General features: G+C 60.5%; 1 protein-coding gene. It reads left to right on the top strand.

The genetic code is table 11. The features are described 5' to 3' along the window. Positions 1-307: 307 nt before the first annotated feature. On the top strand, positions 308-1,501 hold a 1,194-nt coding region (locus AC1DOC_RS33210), incomplete at its 3' end, for a porin (protein WP_478131515.1).

Here is a 1,501-nt window from a genome sequence, read left to right as displayed (position 1 = left end):
GGACGGGGTCGAGCGTGGAAGTCATGCCCGTATTTGAACGTATGCGGAAAGAGCAGCGCGAAACAGTTGCTTCATTTCATATGGTGGTTTGTGAGCGCGCCAAAGTCCTTTGTTGCAGGACTGCAACGAAACGCGTGGGCCGCTGGAGATTTCGGGCGATTTGTTTTGCCCTGCCGCAGCGGCTCTGGTGCAATAGCATCAACTTCCCAAAAGGAGGTTGGCCCGGGGTCCGGTGGGAGCACAAAAGTGCCAGTCACGGTGAGCCCTTCGCACCGGAGCCCTATGTTTAACCTTGGAGAAACTTGCAATGAAAAAATCTCTAGTTGCTCTGGCTGCCCTGGCTGTTGCCGGTGTTGCCTCGGCTCAGTCGTCCGTCACGCTGTTCGGCGTGGTCGACGCGTCGATCAGCGGCTATTCGAGCACCTCGCGTGACCTGAACGGTGCCACGTTCCTGAACCCGTTCTACCTGAACCAAGGCAGCGTCAAGGTCAGCCGTCGTACACTGGCTAACTCGGGCTACAACTCCAGCCGTATCGGCTTCCGTGGTACGGAAGACCTCGGTGGCGGCCTGGCTGCCAGCTTCTGGCTCGAAGCCCCGATCTCCAACGACGACGGCCAGCAAGGTATTGCTACCTTCGCTCGTCGCTCGACCGTGAGCCTGTCGGGTGGTTTCGGTGAAGTCCGCCTCGGCCGTGACTACACCCCGACCTTCTGGAACGACACCGTGTTCGATCCGTTCGGCACCAACGGCGTTGGCTCCAACCTGATCAACACCGCTAACGACGCCTTCGGCACCTTCGGCACCCCCGCAGCTGCAACGGCTCCGTTCACCAACGTTGGCRGCAGCAACTACGTTCGCGCCAGCAACAGCATCGGCTACTTCCTGCCGCCGAACCTGGGTGGTTTCTACGGCCAAGTGCAGTACGCTTTCAGCGAGAAGAACAAGTACAGCCCGGGCACCGCTACGCCGGCTACGCTGAACGCTTCGCGCCAAGGCCGTTACGTTGGTGGCCGTTTCGGCTACGCCAACGGTCCTCTGGACGTTGCGGTTTCTTACGGCAGCAGCACCGTGGGCGACAACTACTACGTTGGCACGACCACCAAGGTCAACACGCTGAACCTCGGCGCTTCGTATGACTTCGGTCCCGTGAAGCTCTTCGGTGAACTGTCGAAGGCCAAGAACAAGATCGACTACGAAGTCGAACCGTTCCTCGGCGGCCGTCCTGACGTGGACCTCACCGGCTACCTGCTCGGCGTGACCGTGCCGGTCGGTGCTGGCCTGATCCGCGCTTCGTACTCGCACGTCAAGTATGACTTCAACGCTCCTGCAGTGTTGTTCGCTCCTGCCGTCGAAGATCCGAAGGCCAACAAGCTGGCTCTGGGCTACGTGCACAACCTGTCGAAGCGCACGGCTCTGTACGCAACGATCGCTCGCGTGAGCAACAAGAACGGTGCAGCCCTGACCGTCGGCGGCCCGGCTTTCATCGCCAACGGCGTCTTC

It is taken from the genome of Variovorax sp. 01T439_2, from assembly GCF_056398445.1.
This window is presented reverse-complemented; position numbering and strand designations above follow the sequence as displayed.